Source organism: Peptoniphilus vaginalis (genome assembly GCF_900176605.1).
In the GTDB taxonomy this organism is placed as follows: Bacteria; Bacillota; Clostridia; order Tissierellales; family Peptoniphilaceae; genus Peptoniphilus_A; species Peptoniphilus_A vaginalis.
In genome coordinates, this window is record NZ_FXLP01000005.1 from 354,032 (window position 1) to 370,302 (window position 16,271).

The 16,271-nt window shown below is 32.4% G+C and carries 13 protein-coding genes and 2 other annotated features; of the genes, 6 read left to right on the top strand and 7 right to left on the bottom strand.

Annotated elements, in window-relative coordinates; genetic code table 11:
- Positions 1-122: 122 nt before the first annotated feature.
- The 4 genes from CAN42_RS06530 to CAN42_RS06540 all read right to left on the bottom strand — a co-directional run bounded on the left by CAN42_RS06530 (position 123) and on the right by CAN42_RS06540 (position 3,404).
- On the bottom strand, positions 123-1,022 hold the full coding sequence (locus CAN42_RS06530; protein ID WP_085876016.1) for a DMT family transporter: 900 nt from the start codon (positions 1,020-1,022) through the stop codon (positions 123-125).
- 40 nt (positions 1,023-1,062) lie between these two features.
- Positions 1,063-1,176, bottom strand: coding sequence for a potassium transporter TrkA (locus CAN42_RS09250; RefSeq protein WP_425330842.1), 114 nt, complete (start codon positions 1,174-1,176; stop codon positions 1,063-1,065).
- A gap of 26 nt (positions 1,177-1,202) precedes the next feature.
- A complete protein-coding gene (locus CAN42_RS06535) occupies positions 1,203-1,532 on the bottom strand; it encodes an ion channel (RefSeq protein WP_425330843.1) in 330 nt (109 codons plus the stop codon).
- Positions 1,533-1,844: 312 nt separating this feature from the next.
- A complete protein-coding gene (locus tag CAN42_RS06540) occupies positions 1,845-3,404 on the bottom strand; it encodes an IS1182 family transposase (protein WP_085876017.1) in 1,560 nt (519 codons plus the stop codon).
- 156 nt (positions 3,405-3,560) lie between these two features.
- Here CAN42_RS06540 and CAN42_RS06545 point away from each other — a divergent pair, with 156 nt between their 5' ends.
- The 5 genes from CAN42_RS06545 to CAN42_RS06565 all read left to right on the top strand — a co-directional run bounded on the left by CAN42_RS06545 (position 3,561) and on the right by CAN42_RS06565 (position 12,216).
- Positions 3,561-5,078, top strand: coding sequence for a hypothetical protein (locus tag CAN42_RS06545; protein WP_085876018.1), 1,518 nt, complete (start codon positions 3,561-3,563; stop codon positions 5,076-5,078).
- A 101-nt stretch (positions 5,079-5,179) separates the two neighbouring features.
- Positions 5,180-5,914 (top strand): AAA family ATPase, encoded by a 735-nt coding sequence (locus CAN42_RS06550; RefSeq protein ID WP_085876019.1) that lies wholly within the window; start codon positions 5,180-5,182, stop codon positions 5,912-5,914.
- Between the two features lie 115 nt (positions 5,915-6,029).
- Positions 6,030-7,373: a C1 family peptidase gene (locus tag CAN42_RS06555; protein ID WP_085876020.1), complete on the top strand. Its 1,344-nt coding sequence runs from the start codon at positions 6,030-6,032 to the stop codon at positions 7,371-7,373.
- A gap of 480 nt (positions 7,374-7,853) precedes the next feature.
- Complete coding sequence (locus tag CAN42_RS06560; RefSeq protein ID WP_085876021.1) at positions 7,854-10,187, top strand: S-layer homology domain-containing protein; 2,334 nt, start codon at positions 7,854-7,856, stop codon at positions 10,185-10,187.
- Positions 10,188-10,503: 316 nt separating this feature from the next.
- Complete coding sequence (locus CAN42_RS06565) at positions 10,504-12,216, top strand: stalk domain-containing protein (protein WP_085876023.1); 1,713 nt, start codon at positions 10,504-10,506, stop codon at positions 12,214-12,216.
- Positions 12,217-12,358: 142 nt separating this feature from the next.
- Here CAN42_RS06565 and CAN42_RS06570 read toward each other — a convergent pair whose 3' ends face one another.
- On the bottom strand, positions 12,359-13,639 hold the full coding sequence (locus tag CAN42_RS06570; protein WP_085876024.1) for an O-acetylhomoserine aminocarboxypropyltransferase/cysteine synthase family protein: 1,281 nt from the start codon (positions 13,637-13,639) through the stop codon (positions 12,359-12,361).
- Between the two features lie 90 nt (positions 13,640-13,729).
- Positions 13,730-13,972, bottom strand: a binding site (T-box leader).
- Positions 13,973-14,183: 211 nt separating this feature from the next.
- Positions 14,184-14,412: a binding site (T-box leader), on the top strand.
- Between the two features lie 48 nt (positions 14,413-14,460).
- Here CAN42_RS06570 and CAN42_RS06575 point away from each other — a divergent pair.
- A complete protein-coding gene (locus tag CAN42_RS06575) occupies positions 14,461-14,850 on the top strand; it encodes an ATP-binding cassette domain-containing protein (protein ID WP_085876025.1) in 390 nt (129 codons plus the stop codon).
- Between the two features lie 19 nt (positions 14,851-14,869).
- On the opposite strand, the gene CAN42_RS06580 is transcribed toward CAN42_RS06575, so the two are convergent.
- Both CAN42_RS06580 and CAN42_RS06585 read right to left on the bottom strand, forming a co-directional pair.
- Positions 14,870-15,724 carry an IS3 family transposase gene (locus CAN42_RS06580; protein ID WP_135100538.1) on the bottom strand — a complete coding sequence of 285 codons (855 nt, stop codon included), beginning with the start codon at positions 15,722-15,724 and terminating at the stop codon, positions 14,870-14,872.
- Entirely contained in the window at positions 15,688-16,254 is a 567-nt protein-coding gene (locus CAN42_RS06585; RefSeq protein WP_085875244.1) for a helix-turn-helix domain-containing protein, read from the bottom strand. The genes CAN42_RS06580 and CAN42_RS06585 overlap by 37 nt, the downstream gene beginning before the upstream one ends.
- Positions 16,255-16,271: the final 17 nt, after the last annotated feature.

Here is a 16,271-nt window from a genome sequence, read left to right on the forward strand (position 1 = left end):
GCATCTAGCCTTATGAATTCATCATAAAGTTAGATGCTTTTGTTTTATTACAAAATAAAAATTGTGTTGGATACTTGTAAAATAATTTTTAATATCTAAAAAAATTTTTTATACTACGCAATTTAATTCTCTGCATCATCATCCTTAACTGATAAAAAGACAGTCAACAATATACAGAAAAATCCTCCTAACTCTACTAAGGAAAATCTCATTCCTAAGAATATAGCAGCAAACAAAGTAGCTGAAGCTGGTTCTAGACATCCTATTAGGGTTGCCTTAACTGGTCCAATATGTTTTACCCCTTCAAGGAAGATGGAGAAGCCACCAGCAGTTCCCACTAGGATTATAATTGCTATCATTAACCATGCTATGAAGTCTAGATCCCTTGGTATAATCCAAGCCTTAGTAATTATGGATATTACAAGACCACCGATGAGCATACCCCATCCAGTTACAAGTATGTTGCCCCATTTAAGTATAATAGGTCTAGAAAAAAGTGTGTATGTGATAACGCCTAATGCTGATAACAATCCAAAGACAAGTCCTGCTGTGGAAATTGTCATATTACCAGGATTTCCACCAGTTGAGATTAAATAAGTTCCAAAGACAGCTAGAAAAACAGCTATAACTTGTGAGAGTTTCATTCTTGTTCTTGTAACTATGGACATAAAGACAATCATTATTACTACGTTAAGACTTTGAAGGACTGTCGCAGTCGCTGAGTCAGAATATTTTATAGCACTTACAAAGGTGTACTGACACATTAAAAGTCCTAAGATAGCAAAGGCAAAAAGCCAGCATACATCCTTTGGGACTGTCCAAATTTTTATAACTTTATCCTTATCTTTAAAGGCTGCTAAAATTAAAAGTACAATGCCTGATAAGACCATACGAACTGCTGTTAACCAAGATGAATCAATAACATAATTCATAAAAAGATACTGACTACAAACACCAGAAATTCCCCAGCTCAAAGCACCCATAGATGCAAAAAACAAACCTCTCAGATTCTTATTCTTCAATCAATCTTCCTCCTATAATGTCAAAATTCATATATAAATGTTACTTTATTTCATCTCCTAAATTCCTAAGTTTATCAACTTGTTCTTCTCTTCCAAGTATTATAAGGACAAATCCAATCTTAAAAGTATAATCAATTGGAGGGTTAAAGAGCATCTTTTCATCTTCAATCTTTTTTATTGCTAAAACAGTGAGACCAGTTTTTCTTGGTATTTCTGCTTACTTTCCTTCCATAAATCAGAAACCTTACCTTCAACAAAAATAGCAACAATACTTGCATTGGCATAACCAACAATACCAACACCCAAAAATATCATGATAACTGAAAATATTTCAGATGTATTGCTCGTGGTACCAACTTCACCAAAGCCAACAGTAGATACAGTTATAACTGTCATATACAAGGCATCGACAATATCTACATCTAGTAGAATCCTAAAACCCACTGTTCCTAAAATAAGTAAGAGAGAAAAAGCATATAAAATAAATTTAAGTCTTCTTTTCTCGTCCATAAGCCTCTCCTATACTTGAGATTATATTATAATACAGGATAAAAGACTAGACGTTTAAGTCTTATAATAATATTCTAATTTATCTATTTAATATTATATAAAAATTAGGATTAAAAAATTAAATAGCCGATAATATTAAAATTGGTGATGTTGCAGAATAGATGATTCTACTCTGCGACATCATTTTTTTATCAAATATTTAAGTTTAGCCATTATGTTTTTTGCTTTTAAGTTATTTTCTGGATAGATTTATCTTGTTTCATATAAAAATGGGTGCACTTAATAAAGTTGGCTTTAATGAATATTTTTTTCTTAAGCAGCTTTGTATTTTATGATTTCTAGGTTATTATTTTCTATTTTTGATGTCAGTTTATTTAAGTTTAGTGCTATTGATATGAGGCATATCTCACTTTTTATATTTTCTTTTCCTCTGTGGTGGAATCTGTTGTAGTTTAAGCCTGATTTTATTTTGGAGAATGCTCCTTCGGCTTGTATTGATCTATTTATTCTTTCTTCTATTCCTTGGTCGGATTTTATGTTTTTTAAGGATTCTTCTCTATATTTTTGAAATGTTTCTGATATGTAGATTCCTTTGGTTTTTTGTCCTTCTTTGTTCCAATCGAAGCATCTGTAGACTTTTGTTGTTGTTACGTATCCACTTTTTCTTTTTCTGTATCTGTCACTGCATCTTATGAATTCTTTGCCTTCTTGTGATGTGTATTTGTCTTGTCTTTCATCGTATTTTAAGCTTTTCTTAAATTCTTGCTCTTTTTTATATTTTCGTGTTTTTGACTTTTCATAGTTTGATGGTTTTATGTAGGATGTTAAATTATTTTCTGCTAGATATACATAGTTTTCTTCGCTTTCGTATCCTGCATCTGCTACTATCTTGTTTAGCTTGTTTGGATTTTTTTCTAGAAGGTCTTTTAAGAATGGTTTTAGGGTGTACATATCAGATGGATGGTGGGATATGTTTTCTCCTATGATGAAGCCTGATGCACTTGCTAATTGGATATTGTAGGCTGGTTTTAGTTGACCATTTTTCATGTGGTCTTCTTTCATTCTCATGAAGGTTGCATCATGGTCTGTTTTTGAGTAGGAGTTTCTGTTGTCTCCCATTATTTCTAGATGTTTCTTGTAGCTTTCTAGTTTTTCTTTCCATTCTTTTAAATGTTCATAGTCTCTTTGTTCTTTTGTTTTTCTTTTTCCTTTTCCATAAACGAATTTTATTTTTTTCTCTTTGCAGTATTTTCTCAATTGCTTAAAGATTGTTGTTACTGCTTGAAGTACTTGGCCTGGAATTAGACTTTTACTTAGTCCTAGTTCTTCTTTTATTTTTTCTATTAATTTTTCTTGCCATTTTTCTATACTTCCTCTCCATACAAAACTATATCTGTTGGCATAGGCTTCTATCTTTGTTCCATCTATATAGATGCTTGATAGGTCTATCTGTTTTTCTTCTATCAGTATTTGTACCATTTGATTTAGTAGTTCTGGTGTTAGTTCTTGTATTTTCTGTCTAAATCTATTTATTGTGCTATGGTCTGGTGGTTGTTCTGTATCGAGTAGGTACTTAATTCTTAAATCATATTTGCATGATTTTTCTATTTCTCTTGATGAAAATATTCCTTCTGAATAGCAGAATATTATTATTTGAAGCATGGTTACTGGATTTACAGTAGGTTTTCTTCCAAGTGATGAGTAGACTTTTCTTAGTTCTGATAGATTCATCCTTTCAATTATATTTTTTACAAGCCTTAGTTTAACATCATCTTTTATATATATTTCTGTATTAAAGTTTAATCTTAGTTGAATTGTATCATTAACTAGTGTATAGTTAGTTAATGATGATGTATTTTTAGTTCTTTTCATAAATACATTGTATCAAAAAAGACGAGGATTTTTATGTTTCCTCGTCTTTTTTCTATGATGGGACTTTTGCAACAGCCCCATTTTTTTGCGAAATTTATATTATAATTAAGTTAACTAATAATTAATTAGGCTTAAGTAAGCTGGGGGTGAAATAGTGTGACTGACTTCAAAAAAATTTGTGCATTTTCAGATAAGTGGTTGAAAAAATTTTCGGATAAAGAGCCGAAACTTTTTGATTTAATGGATGGTTCAATGGCAGATGATTGTTTAGGACTTGGCTTTTCACTAGAAAGTGGACATGAATTTATACGAAAATATGGACAAGCTTCTGGAAAGTTAGCTAACTTAAAAGAAATTATTGAAGATATAAATGAAATTAATCTTTTAGGTTCTGTTATTTTTCTAAAATGGAGATATTTTAATCACTGGTCTTATGATCAAAGTGAAATATTAAAAGAAGATAATATTAATTGGTTTATCTTAGCACTAAGTCATTTAGAACGCCTTGCAGCAAAGAATGAATTCTTATTCAAGGGTGAAATCAAAAGTATTATTTTAAAATCTGATGCTATGGTTTTTGGACTAGGTCCTGAAGAAGGTCAAGTATTTAGTCAGGATATTTACTTAGATATCAAAGGAAGAGTTTCAATTAAGTCTTATAAATATACTAGACAAGTAGGGGCAAAAAATAATGTGGAAAAAAGGGACTTTAAAATTGGAATAAGAGAAACTTTTAAAATTTTTTATGAACTTAAAAAATATTTTGAATCTAAATATGATCCCTTTGAACTTATGATTATGGATGTGGGAAGCTGGGATGCAGTGATAGAAAACACAGCAGGTGAAAAATATACATTTAATGGACCTCTGATTAAAAACTATCACAAGAATCTTGACTATTTGTCTACCCTTATCAGGACCTTACTTGGGAGAAGGGACTTATTTGTTTTTAACGGTGATGCTAAGACTGATAGAATTAAAAAGATTGCTATTGACTACAGTAGAACAACAGAAGACCCAATAAACTACTTTCTATACTATTTGGAACCTTTTAAGATGGTTTATGAATACAAGGAATCCCTAGTAATTGATAGGAAAGAAGATACTATTGAGCATATTAAAATAATTGGAGAAGGACGTAAAATTTCTCAAAAATTTGAAGTAGAGGGCTTAATTGATAATATTCTTGAAGATTTTGAAGAAGACTTGTTTAAAGAAGTCAAAGGGAATCCGGATGATGCTGTAGATATACCTGGCGATATAAGAAAATATAAGATTACTATTGATTATGAGAAAAAGCCACAGCTAATTATTGAAGGAGATTTTGACAAGAGAGGTTTGCCAAAAGACTTTTCTGACTTCGCTGCAAGACTTCAGGATTCTATAAATTTATGTAACTTTGAAGAAATTTTAAATCCAAGATTTTATAAAAAAGTTAGGAGATTAAAATATCAATATATTTATTGTAGCTTAACCTTTGGAAGTAGTAAAAAGACCTACTATTACAGGACCGAAGATGACAATATAGAAGAAGGGGATTTGGTAATAGTTCCTGTAGGGTCTGACAACCATGAAGCAGAAGCCCTTGTAGTAAAAGTTGAATACTATAACAAGGAGGATGTGCCCTTTCCACTTAATAAGACGAAGTTTATAATTGAAAAGTATGATGATTAAAAGAGTTATTAAAATAAAGACTGGAGAGTTCAAAATGTGGTGACCCAATAAAATAAATTTTTATAAATGATATAATTGATTAGAGATTGCGAGGTCATACTATGGAATACTTAAAAGAAGTTTATAAAATAAATTTAGAAGACTTGAAAGAAGACTTGTACCTGAGAAATATTCCTTCATTGAAAATTTTTCAGGGTTTAAAAATAGAAAAACCAGTAACATTTTTTGTTGGAGAAAATGGTAGTGGTAAATCAACTCTTCTTGAAGCAATAGCTATAGCCCTAGGTCTCAACCCAGAAGGTGGATCCAAAAATTTTAATTTTGAAACCAAGAAAACACACTCAGAACTTGGTGACCTATTAGAAATTGCTAGAGGATCAAGAAGAGAAGAGGATGGATTTTTTCTTAGAGCCGAGTCCTTTTACAATCTTGCAACAGAAGTTGATGAACTTGGAGGATCTGCATCCTCAAGTTTTTATGATGCTTATGGAGGCAAGTCACTTCATTACCAATCACACGGTGAGAGTTTTAGGTCCCTAATCTTAAATAGGTTTAGACCTAGGGGAATTTACCTTCTCGATGAACCAGAGGCAGCACTTTCTCCAACTTCACAGATGTCTCTTTTATGTTTAATAGACGAACTGGTAAAAAAAGATTCTCAATTTATAATTGCAAGTCACTCGCCGATTATACTTGCCTATCCTAATGCAGATATTTATGAATTTAGTCAAGCTGGCATAGAAAAGACGTCCTATAGGGAAACACAATCCTATAGTGTGACTAAGACCTTCTTAGATGAGCCAGAAAGAATGATGAATTTATTATTTGATGACTAAGAAGGATTCCCTTAAGACCCTAATAATAAAAAGTATAAGAAAAGAAAGTTAATTTATTGAACAATTAATAAAAAAATATCTTATTATAAAAGAAAAATAAGAAAGGATATATTTTATGGAAATAACTAGAGAATTTTTAGAAGAAAACCGAAAAAGATTTTTTGAAAATAGAGGAAACAGGATTGCACAAAGAGCAGCGGTAAACAATGGACTTTTAGAAGCCTCCATAGACAGGGTGGAAGATAGGACAAATAGACATAGCTTTAACATCGAACTAAAAGAAAAAGAAATTAGAAACCAAAAACAATCTGGAAGATGTTGGATGTTTGCAGCCCTAAATTTAATGGAATACAAACTTTGCACCAAGTATAAGCTAAAGGGCTTTGAACTTTCAAAAAATTATACCCTATTCTATGACAAGTTAGAAAGATGCAACTACTTCTTGGATTCAATAATAAAGACAGTAGATGAGGATTTAGATGGAAGATTAGTATCACACATCTTGACAGATCCCATGGGCGACGGTGGACAATGGGATATGATAAAAAACATAATAAACAAGTATGGACTTGTGCCAGCCTATGCAATGAAGGAATCAGTAAACTCATCTGCAACAGCAAACCTAAACAACTACTTGACAAAGGTATTGAGGATGTATGCCAAAAACTTGCGTAAGTCTTATGAAAAGGACAAAGATATAGAAACATTAAAAATAATGCAAGAAGAATACATGATAAAAGTATATGACATACTTTCCATAGCCCTAGGCACACCACCAGAACGCTTCGACTTCGAAGTTAGAAACGAAGATGAAGAATTTATTTCAGACAAAAACTTGACACCACAAGAATTTTTCAAGAAACATATAGAAGTCAACCTAGATGATTATATTTCTCTAATCAATGCACCAACAAGGGACAAAGAATATTACAAATCATACACAGTGGACTTTCTTGGCAATGTAATGGAACTTGACAAGGTAAAATATGTAAATGTCCCAGTAGAAGTAATGAAAAGTGGAATACTAAAGCAACTTAAAGATGGAGAACCAGTTTGGTTTGGTTGCGATGTAGGACAATTTTTCTACAGAAAGGAATCCTATCTTGACCTATCAACAGTAAAGATTTATGACTTATTAGATGTTCAATACGACTTTTCTAAGGAAGATAGACTTGACTACAAGGAATCACTAATGACCCATGCCATGGTCTTTGTAGGTTGCGATTACGATGAAAAAACTAATAAGATAAATAGGTACAAGGTAGAAAACTCTTGGGGTAAGGATGCAGGAGATAGGGGTTATCTCGTAATGAGTGACCAGTGGTTTGACGAGTATATGTATCAATGTCTAATCAACAAAAAATATTTAGATGAAAGGGTCATAAAGGCCTACGAAGAAGAAGCAAGACACCTAAAACCTTGGGACCCAATGGGTTCACTTGCAAGTATAAAATTTTAATTAGAAGAGAAATAACATCCTCTCTGCTGGAAACAGTAGGGAGGATTTTTTATGTTCAAAAATTATTTAGATTTTTTTAAAACACTAAATTAATTGCACCTAAGAAGTCAGTCATATAACTTAAAAAAGAATAAACATTTAAAAGTGGAAGAAATAAAGAAGTTATCAATAAAGTAAGATCTTAAAACTTATAAAAATGATTAGAATAAATTAATATTATAAGAAGTTGAATAAAAATAATAATTTATAAAAACATCAGGATAGAAAAATATTCCCTATGTATCTGCTTAGTAAAGAATTAGGAGTATATTATTGAAAACCCTTAAAAATGTGTTAATTGATATAGGAAATCAAAAAAGAATAAATTAAGTTGAAATATAAAATAACAAACAATTATAAGTTGTAAACGATTGAATAAAAATTATAAGTGGTATACAATGTAATAGAAAGAATTTTATATATTTGAGAATAGGAGGATTTATGAAAAAAACATTTAAACGATTTTTTGTAGCTTTATTAGCTACAATGACCATGCTAACATGCGTGGGGGGGGGTATCTACGCTGAAGGAAGTACAGTAGGTCCTATAAGTATCTTTTCTGGTGACAAGAAACTGGAAAGCACGAAAACTCTTGGCACAAGTAAACCAACTGCAGCAGCAACAACGGTTGGAGAAATTACAGTTGAAGTAGGACAGACTGTCAAGGATACTGGTTTTATCAACACCTTTAAGACAGCTGAGGCAGTAGCAGGAGATTTGGAATATGGCACAACAACCTTTTCAACATCCCTTTCAGGCGTTGTAGTTGATGGACAGTATTATGACATTCAAAACGATACCAGCAATGTCGATAAGATGACGGATTATGTGACTCAAGATGTTCAATCTGCTGTTTCTGTAAACTATGACATTAAAAACCAAACCGGCGGCAACCCAATCACCTATGCATTTAAAGGAAAGAAATCCACTGAAGGTAAGGATGTCTATGTTTACTATCACTATTCTGTAAATGGGAAGGCAGCCAATGGACAAGAGATTACCCGTGGAGGATACCTTGGCTATAAGATTAAGGTAACACCTGGTAAGGGCGGTCTAATTTATGATGCCAATGGCGGTACAATCAGGGGACAAGCAACATTTGATGATGTAAAAGGCCGTGTAGAAGGGAAAAAAGCACCGGGTGCATTTCTTCCAACGGCAGATGTAGATATTATTAGCGATGTGCCTGTAAGAGATGGCTATACGTTTGCCTTCTGGTATAATAAAGGTCTTTATCCTGATCCTAAAGAAATCTATACAGATCAAACCCTTGGTGCAGGCAACGCATATGAGGGACCGGCAAACCTCACTCATTATGAGATGTCACTTCTATTTGGATACAGCAAAACTGTGACCTTAACGGCTGTGTGGGATAAGGAATATGAATTAAAATTTGATGCTAATGGCGGAGATGGTATGACTCCAGGAGAAGAGGGATTTCTTGGTATCAACCTTGATAATATGACCTTGAAGGAAAAAGAAATTGAACTTGGAGCTGCCGTACGTACAAAAGGTGGAGAATTTAAGTGTTGGAGAGATGGGAATAAAGATTACGCTCCAGGTGCTAAAATTACACTTACTGAAAAAAAGTCAAAGATAACCTTAAAAGCGATTTGGAATATTACAACTGAATATGTGGACAATAAGGGCAATAAATTACAAGACCCGGTTGTCGCAGAAGAAGTAGGCGAACAAAAGACTTTTCCTGGTTATAGCTTTGTAAAAAAAGAAGACACAGCGAAGGGTGTCAAGTATATTTATGAAAAAAACAAGATTACAACCCAATATGTAGACGATAAGGGTAATAAAATAAAAGAGCCGGTTGTCGGCGAAGAAAAGGGACCTAAGGAAATTGAAGGTTATAAATTCTTAAGAGAAGAAGCCACAGACAATGGCGTTAAGTATATTTATGAAAAAATAAATGCACCACAACCTGATCCAAATCCACAACCTCAACCTGAACCACAACCTCAACCTGAACCAGAAGTAAATCATGATTGGGAATATATAACATTTAGACATCATGATTCTACTCCAAGCACACCAGTTTATGTAAGTGTAAGCAGGAGAGATGAAGATAAGAAAGAAACTAAAACAGTTAAGGAAGAAAATACTAAAGTAGTTAAGGAAGCCCACATTGCATATATCATGGGTTATCCTGACAATACAGTTCGTCCAAATAATACTTTAACTAGAGCAGAAGCAGTAGCTATGGTTACTCGTCTTTCTAAATTAGATCTATCTAATAAGTCAAGAGCACCTTATGCAGACTTAAAGGATAAGGCTTGGTATTTACCAAATATCAATGCTGGTTTAAAGGCTGGTATGCTAGATGCTGATGAAAAGGGAAATTTAAGACCTAATGAACCAGTGACTACAGGAGAATTTGTAAAGATGGTTGCTGCAATAGATGAGGCTGGAAATGAAAAGGCACCATTTAATGATATTGCAGGTCATAAGTATGAAAAAGAAATAAACCAACTTTATAGCAACAAACATATTTTTGGTTATGAAGATGGAAGCTTTAAGCCTGATGCCTTCTTGACAAGAGCAGAAGCTGCATCTATTTTAAACAGAGTTTTCAATAGGGTAACAAATGCTGAAGCACTTAAGGGCTTTGAAGATAAGATTCATAAGTTTAGTGACTTAGACAAAAATGCTTGGTACTATTATGAAATGGTAGAAGCAACAAATAATCATGAATCAGAAACTAGAAATGGAAAAGATTCATTGAATAGTGAACTTGAAAGATGGACAAAACTTTTAAATGATTAATAACTTTGAGTTTTTGAATATCCATTAGGGAGTAATTCCTTAATGGATATTTTTTTATTAAGAAAAAAACAACAATGTCAAAGAAATGTTAAATTTTTAATTGAGAAAAATATTTTTTATTTACCTTAAAGTAAACTTATGCTAATATTTTCTTGGTATCTTTACATTAAGTTAATTATATTTTTTTTATTTGTTATTTAGGTAACTTAAGATAAAGTAGTAGGCAATTTATTTTAATTTATTCTGACAAATTTTAAGTTAATTTAATGCTTCTAAGAATTTATTAGGGATACCAAAATATAATTTGGAGGAAAATATGAAAAAAGTTGTAGCAACTACTATGGCTACTTTGTTATTTGGGCTTTCATTTCCGGTTAATACCTTTGCTTTGCCCGATAATGAGGTTAGTGCAAATTCTCAAGTTCTAGCGAAGGTAAGTCTCCCTAATAGTGGAGATGGGTCTCAAAGTGGAGCTGACGTAGATAATAAAGCTAAGGAAGATACAATTGCTAAAAAGATAGAAGGCAAACTAGAGGCTAAGGATATTACTGTATGGGAAGAAGATAAAGTAAATTGGAAAGATGGCATCAAGTTAAAAGAACAAAAAGATGAATTCCAAAATTATTTAAAAGATGCTGTTGTTACTGATCTTGATAATCGTAACACTTCTGCTGGTTCAGAAAAGAATTGGAAGGGAAGACTTAAGGTCAAATTTTCAGATAATTCAGAAGTAATATTAAATGACCAAAACTTACTTGTTATAAACAAGGTTACATCTTCTGATAATATTAATGCGCCTAAGGATGCAATTAAGACTAATTTCTTTTTAGGTGAAGGTGTCAAGGTTTCTTTAGATAAGGAAGAAAAGATTGGCAACAAAGAAAATCCTGTTCCTTATAGGACCTATAAGGTTAAGCCAGGGACTGATGTTTCTGAATACAAGTTATTAGCGACAAAGAAAAATATTTTTGATACTATAAGTGCTAAACCTATTAATGATAATTACACTGATGTAAAATGGCAACCTAAAAATGGCAAGGTTGGAGAAGATAATAAATCTTTTACAGCTACTGCAAGTAAGTTATTTACTATGACTTTCAAATTTGTTGGCTATGATAGGAATTCAAAAACAGATATTAGCTCTGATAAGTTACCTAAGGCAATAAAGGATAAGCTACCTCAAGAGCAAAAAATTAAAGAGGGAGAATCATTTAATCCTGATAAGTTTGAAGATACAATAAATGAAAATAGTGGAGAGAATAAGTACGAGTGGAAATTTAATGGTTGGAATCCTACTGGACCTCTATCTATAAATGAAAATAAAAATTTTGAGGGAACTTGGACTAGGAGCAAAGTAGAAGAAAATTCTAATCCAGAAGTAAAGCCTGATCCTGGTAAAGAAGAGGACAAGAAAGAAAGCCCAGAAAATAAAAATAAACCAAAGGATAATTCAAAGGTAGAGGACAATAAAAACAATAATAAGTCTAATAATACTTTCCCAAGAATAAAAGCAAATGAAAATAAGTCTTCTTCCAATAAGATTTACACTCGAACTACAAAAAAAGAATCTAAGACAGAATCAAAGAAAGAGACTTTTTCTAAGACTGCAAAATATACCTTGACTTTAAATAGTGGAGAATATGAAGTTCTTATAAATGGGCAAGTTATTAAAAGACAAATGGATGTTAAGCCTCTTATAAAAAATGACAGACTTATGCTTCCACTTAGAAGTCTAGCAGAAATGATTGGTACAAAAGTTGAATGGGATCAAGAAACAAGGACAGCAATCTTTACAAACAAGGATATGGTAGCAAAAATCCAAATTGATGGAAATGAAATAGTCCTTTCCAATGGCAAGGTCATCAAGATGGACTCTAAACCATTAAACATCAAGGGAAGAATTTTACTTCCAGTATCTAACGTTGCCAATGTATTTGGACTTACAAATGGAAATACAAAAGATGGCGTTGACCATAACATCGAATGGGATGGCGATACTAAGACAGTGGAAATAAACTTAAATAAATAAAAACTTTTAAAGGACTTAGTCAAGAACTAAGTTCTTTTTTTTACTTTCTTTAAGGGATAAATAAAAAACTTCCTCATAAGAAATTAATCTCATGGGGAAGCTTATGTGAGGGTATTGAAGTAGTTTTATATTTTTATATTTATTATAACTTTGCTAATGCTTGTTCTACGTCTTTAATGATGTCTTCAGCATCTTCTATGCCCACTGACATTCTTATTAGGTCAGGGCTTATTCCAGCATGAGCAAGTTCTTCATCATTCATTTGTCTATGTGTTGTTGATGCAGGGTGAAGGACACAAGTTCTTGAATCAGCAACGTGGGTTACAACTGCAGCAAGTTTTAAGCTATCCATGAATTTTGTTGCAGCTTCTCTTCCACCCTTAATGCCAAAGGCAATTACTCCGCAGGATCCATCTGGCAAGTATTTTTGTGCAAGTTCATATTGTGAGTCGCCTTCAAGACCCGGGAAAGTGATCCAAGAAATTTTGTCGTTAGCCTTTAAATATTTTGCAAGTGCAAGTGCATTTTCGTAGTGTCTTGGCATTCTTAGGTGGAGGGTTTCAAGTCCGATTCCTAAGTAAAAAGAGTTTTGTGGGGAAGGAATACTTCCTAAGTCTCTCATTAAAGTTGTAGTCATCTTAGTTATATAAGCGCCCTTGCCAAAGGTTTCTGTGTAGACAACACCATGATAAGATTCGTCTGGTTCAGTTAGTCCAGGGAACTTGTCCTTGTGCTTTGACCAATCGAAGTTACCTGAGTCAACAACGACACCACCAACTGAGTTAGCAAATCCATTCATGTATTTTGTTGTTGAGTGAGTAACAATATCTGCACCCCATTCAATTGGTCTTAAGAAAATTGGTGTAGGGAAGGTGTTATCCACAATAAGTGGCACTCCATGGTCGTGTGCTGCTTTAGCAAAAGTTTCAATGTCTAAAACACTTAGGGATGGGTTTGAAAGAGTTTCACCAAAGACTGCTTTTGTATTTTCTTTAAAGGCCTTATTTAATTCTTCTAGGCTCACATCTGGTTCAACAAAAGTTGCTTCGATGCCAAGCTTTTTCATTGTATTGGCAATAAGGTTGTATGTTCCACCATAGATTGCTGATGATGCTACTATGTGATCACCTGCATTTACAATGTTAAGTAGGGCATAAAAGTTTGCAGCTTGTCCTGATGATGTTAATATTCCAGCAACACCACCTTCAAGTGCTGTAATTTTATTTGCCACTGCATCATTTGTTGGGTTGGCTAGTCTTGTGTAAAAATATCCAGCTTCCTTTAGGTCAAAAAGATTTGCCATTTGCTGAGATGAATCATATTTAAAGGTTGTGGATTGAACAATTGGCACAACTCTTGGTTCGCCATTCTTTGGTTCATATCCTGCTTGCACACATAAGGTTCCTAAATTTTTCTTTGTCATTTTATCCTCCTAGATTTTATATACTTGTCGGCAACTCAAAAGATAGTAACTTATATTTAAAGCTTTTATAAAATAAAAAAGCTCCCGTCCATAAAGGACGAAAGCTTGAGCTTCGTGTTACCACCTTTTTTTATTATTTTATCACTAAAATAACCTCATAGAGTACCAACATACTCCGAACGCTATAACAGGCGTACCTGTCGCAGCCTAAACTTTTGTCTCGGTGCGATAACTCCAAGGCCATGTTCCAAAGTATCCATTTTGATTTCTTTCACCAAGCGAAATCTCTCTGTAAAAACTTTTACAATGTACTCTCCTCTTCAAAGTCTATGTATTGAATTATAATTTGGGTAAATCTATTTGTCAATAAGATAATAAAAATTTTTTTAAAGAATTTTTTTATAAGTGATCGGTTGTTAAATTAAATTAGAGAGATAGAAGCTTTTGCTTTTAATATTATTAAATATTTAAAAAATATTTTTGTAAAATTTTTAAAAAATTGCTTGACTTTATTTCTTGAAGGTCTTAATATGATATGCAATATAAAAAATATTAGAAAAAACGAGTAGACTCATAAAGACTTATAGAGAGTAAGCGTTTGGTGAAAGCTTATAGTTGGAGTGATTTCGAAAATCCTTTTTCTTATGCAGGGCAGAAATAATAGTAAGTCTTGTCGCAGTGGTAGGCGTTATCATTACCCAGCATTGATTGATGCTTGAGCGCTTATTTTTTTATAAGAATAAAGGTGGTACCGCGGAACTTTCGTCCTTTGTCATAACTGACAGAGGACTTTTTTTATACCTAAAATTATTGGAGGAACCATGATAGAGTTTAAAAATATAAATTTTATTAGAGATGGTGATTACATCTTGAAAGATATTAATTTAAAAATAAATAAAAATGAAAATTGGTTGGTCTTAGGACCCAATGGGTCAGGGAAGTCTACCTTGTTTTCTTTGTTAAAGGCTTACACAATTGCCAGTGCCGGAGACATTGAAGTATTTGGTAAAAGCTTTGGCTTTGATAATTGGAATTGTGTAAAAGAAAAGATAAGAATTGTATCTTCTACTATGGATAAGTTTAAGGATGTTCTTTATAAGGAATCGGTCTATGAGATTGTTTTATCAGGATTAAAAAATAAAATTGGGATTTATGAGGAAGAAAGTGAGGATGAAAAAAATCTGGTCGAGAACTTTGATGTGTACCCATAAAACTGGACACAATATTCAATTAACTAATTGTAGTGGATGCTAACCTATACTTTGTAGGTGGCATCCATTTTGTTTTGGATTGAATTCTTTCATTATTGTAATAATCAATATATTCCTCTATTGCTCTCGAAAATTCTTCAAAAGAGCTATAGCTCTTTTCATAACCATAATAAATTTCATTTTTTAATCTTCCAAAGAATGTCTCCATAATGGAGTTATCATAACAATTTCCCTTCCTTGACATTGATTGTCTTATACCATGTTTTTTAAGCTCATTCACATAATATTTATGTTGGTATTGCCATCCTTGATCTGAATGCAGTATTAGATTATTTAGTTTTGGAAATTTGTTAAATGCTTTTTCTAGCATATTGGATATTTGTTTTAAATTAGGGTGTAAGGATAAGTCATAAGAGATTATCTCATTTGTATACATATCAAGTATTGGAGATATGTAGCATTTACCCCAAGAAAATTTAAACTCTGATACATCAGTGGTCCATTTTTGCAGAGGTCTATCTGCCTTGAAATCTCTATTTATTATATTATCAGCTACTTTCCCTATCTTACCCTTATATGAGTGATATTTTTCCTTAGATCTTTTTCCGAATAGTTTTAACTCATGCATTATCCTTTGAACTCTTTTATGATTTATGACATAACCTTGACTTAGCAACTCCATATATACTCTTCTTACTCCATATCTTCCTTTGTGTAAGTTAAATATTTGAGTTATTTTATCTGCCACATGACTATTCTTAATTTTTATTTTATCAATTTTATTTATTTCAAAATAGTATGTTGACCTTGGCATATCAATAGCTATTAAAAGATATTTTAGTCTGTATCCTTTTTCTTTGAGTTCTTTGACAATCGCTGCTTTTTCGCCTTGAGTTGCGCAGCGTAGCGTTCTTCTCTCAAGGCGATCTCTTTTTTTATTATTTCATTTTCTGCCTTTATATATTCATTTTCTGCTCTAAGTTTTATTAGCTCTTCTCTTTCAGATTCATTAAGTTCTTTTGCTTTATGGTTATTTTTACTTTTCATGCTTGGATTTTTGGATTTACGACCTTTCTTTTTATTAACAAGACCATTATATCCATAATTTTTATACTTGTTAACCCATGAATAGAGTTGTCCATCATTAATTCCATATTCAATTGCTATGGACTTTATTGAATTTCCAGCTAACACTTTAGATACCATTTCTAATTTCTCATCAGGTGTCCAATTGATATTATTTCCATGTTTTAAAATTTCTGGTCCATGAAGTTCTTCTAACTTAAACCATATTCTAATTGAATTATGAAAGATTTTTTCTTTTGTTCCTTCAGGTGTATTGGGCCATTTACCTTCTCTATACAACTGTACACATTCTTTTTTGAATTCATAACTATATTTCATAAAAAATACCCTCCTTA